Source organism: Kribbella sp. NPDC002412 (assembly GCF_053592935.1).
On record NZ_JBSFBL010000134.1, the window covers coordinates 1 to 2,329 of the forward strand.

Annotated in this window: 4 protein-coding genes; 3 read left to right on the top strand and 1 reads right to left on the bottom strand. The window is 69.3% G+C overall.

What is annotated here, in order from left to right; all coding sequences use genetic code 11:
* The first annotated feature begins 163 nt into the window (after positions 1 to 163).
* Positions 164 to 307: a hypothetical protein gene (locus ACWCOV_RS41650; RefSeq protein ID WP_449834904.1), complete on the top strand. Its 144-nt coding sequence runs from the start codon at positions 164 to 166 to the stop codon at positions 305 to 307.
* Between the two features lie 20 nt (positions 308 to 327).
* On the opposite strand, the gene ACWCOV_RS41655 is transcribed toward ACWCOV_RS41650, so the two are convergent.
* Positions 328 to 1,128 carry a saccharopine dehydrogenase gene (locus ACWCOV_RS41655; protein ID WP_449834905.1) on the bottom strand — a complete coding sequence of 267 codons (801 nt, stop codon included), beginning with the start codon at positions 1,126 to 1,128 and terminating at the stop codon, positions 328 to 330.
* A 60-nt stretch (positions 1,129 to 1,188) separates the two neighbouring features.
* Here ACWCOV_RS41655 and ACWCOV_RS41660 point away from each other — a divergent pair, with 60 nt between their 5' ends.
* Both ACWCOV_RS41660 and ACWCOV_RS41665 read left to right on the top strand, forming a co-directional pair.
* Positions 1,189 to 1,758: a TetR/AcrR family transcriptional regulator gene (locus tag ACWCOV_RS41660; protein WP_449834906.1), complete on the top strand. Its 570-nt coding sequence runs from the start codon at positions 1,189 to 1,191 to the stop codon at positions 1,756 to 1,758.
* A 28-nt stretch (positions 1,759 to 1,786) separates the two neighbouring features.
* The coding region (locus ACWCOV_RS41665; RefSeq protein WP_449834907.1) for an MsnO8 family LLM class oxidoreductase at positions 1,787 to 2,329 on the top strand (543 nt) is incomplete at its 3' end.

Here is a 2,329-nt window from a genome sequence, read left to right on the forward strand (position 1 = left end):
CTGGAAGGTGGCGCCAGCCAGCACTTGGGCGGTGTCGCGTCGTCGTGCTTGACCGACCGCTGAGCTGGACATCTACCGGGAGACAGCAGGCGCTACCCGGCTGGCCACGAAGGAACTGCTGGACTCCGAGCCGAACGACCCGGTGAAGGGTGTCGCGGCGATCATGAAGGCGCTGGACAGCGACAACCCGCCGCTGCGCCTCCTGCTCGGCAACGACGCGGTCGACGGACTCCGCGAGCACCACGAGGCGCTCCTGGCCGAGGTGACCGAGTGGGAGCACCTCAGCCGATCCACCGCCGCCGACTGACCGGAGTACGACAATCCGCTCTAGACGAGGACAGCGCCAATCTCGGTCAGGCGCTCGACCACGTAGGCCGGGTCGAGGATGCCTTCCGGAGTGTGGATCCCCGGCGCGACGGGCTCCCCACGGAGACCGAGCAGACGCTCCACGCCAAGGGCGATCCCGAGCGCGGTCAACGGACGCTGCCCCTTCGGGTGGACGAGGTACTGCGTCTTGCCGGCCGACTCCCCCGCCCGCTCGAGGTCGATCCGGACCTCGAGCGAAGGACCCTCGCCCCGGCGCCGGCCCGCGGACTCACCGACCGCGAAGTCGAAGCTGACATTCGCGGCGCCGGTGGCCAGCGCGAGGCTCGGTACGTCGAGAATGCCAATGCGCTCCCCCGGGACGACAGTTCCGTCGAGCGTGGACACGGCAACCTGCTCGTCCCGCACCCACTGGAAGACGCCGTCCCGCCGTACCAGTCCCGCAGGAGCGGCGACAGACCAACGCTCGAGGTCGGCCAGCCCCGCAGGCCCACCGATATCGGACTCGTCCAGCACCGCGCCGATCCGAACCGTGTCGACGGGACCGAACTCCCGGACCAGTTCCATCACCGCGGGGATCAGGACGCCGGCACAGAAATGACTGGCCACCAGGACCGGCGCGGCGCCCGGGCGTTGAGCAGTCGCAACGACTTCGGGAGCGATCTCGATCAGGCCGCTGGAGATGCTGAGGTACGGCAAACCGCCGTCCTGTGCATACCGCAGGCCGTGGAGTTGGCTGTCCCAGAGCGCCGCGGCCCCGGAGCCGGCCTGGCCCGAGCCACCCAGGATCAGAACTGATTTCACGATGTCCTCCCAGTCTTAGCTACATTTTGTAGCCTACATTTTGTAGCTTAGACTCGGAGCATGACGCAAGTGCGCATGTCGAAGCAGGCCAGGCGGGACCAGTTGCTCGACGCCGCCGCCGGGCTGGTGCGGGCTCGTGGCACCGACGGACTGACTCTGGTCACCCTCGCGGAGGCCGCCGGGGTGAGCCGGCCGATCGTGTACGACCACTTCGGCACTCGGGCCGGCCTCCTGCTCGAGGTCTACCGGCGGCTCGACGAGCGGCACCGGGCGGCGTTGACCGAGGCGCTGGATGCCGCCGAACCCAACGCCTCGGCCATCGCGCGGGTGATGAGCACCGCCTACTTCGCGTGCGCCACCGACATGCCGGAGTTCTCCGTCGTCTCCGCGGCGTTGAAGGGGAATCCGGAAGCCGAGGCGATGCAGCACGAGCTGCTCGACAGCTACACGAAGGTGATGGCCGACGCGCTCGCGCCGTACACCAGCCTCTCTGCGGAAGCACTCCGGCTGCGCTGCATCGGCGTACTGGGTGCGGCTGAGGCGATCGCCGCCGAGCTGACCCTGCAGCGGGCAACCGCCGCCGACGCGGTCGACGCGCTGACTGACCTGATCGTGGGGAAGCTGGAATGAGCGTGCGGGCGTAGCGGTTGGACCAGATATGGCCGCGCTGACAGGTGTTCCGTTGTCGGTGCTGGATCGATCCCGGACGCGGGTCGGTGAGTCGGAGGCCGAGACGCTTCGGCAGACCGTCGAGCTGGCTCGGCAGGTGGAAGAGCTTGGCTACAAGCGGTTCTGGGTGTCCGAGCACCACAGCGTGCCCGGAGTGGTCGGCTCAGCGCCGACCGTGCTCGCGGCGGCCGTTGCGGCCGGCACCAGCCGGATTCGTGTCGGCACCGGCGGCGTGATGCTGCCGAACCACCGGCCGCTGGTGGTGGCTGAGCAATTCGGTGTGCTGGAGTCGCTGTTCCCTGGCCGCATCGACATGGGTCTGGGGCGCTCGGTCGGCTTCACGAACGGCATCCGCCGGGCCCTCGGTGTCGAGAAGGACGCTGCAGAGGACTTCGCGGCCCAGGTCCAGGAGTTGCTCGGCTACTTCGAGGGCACGCACCAGGACCAGGTGCACGCCCGCCCTGGCGAGGGTCTGCGCGTCGGTCGGCGGGCCGGCACCGAGCCCGCGAAGCGCCTCAGCCAGCCGCGTGGG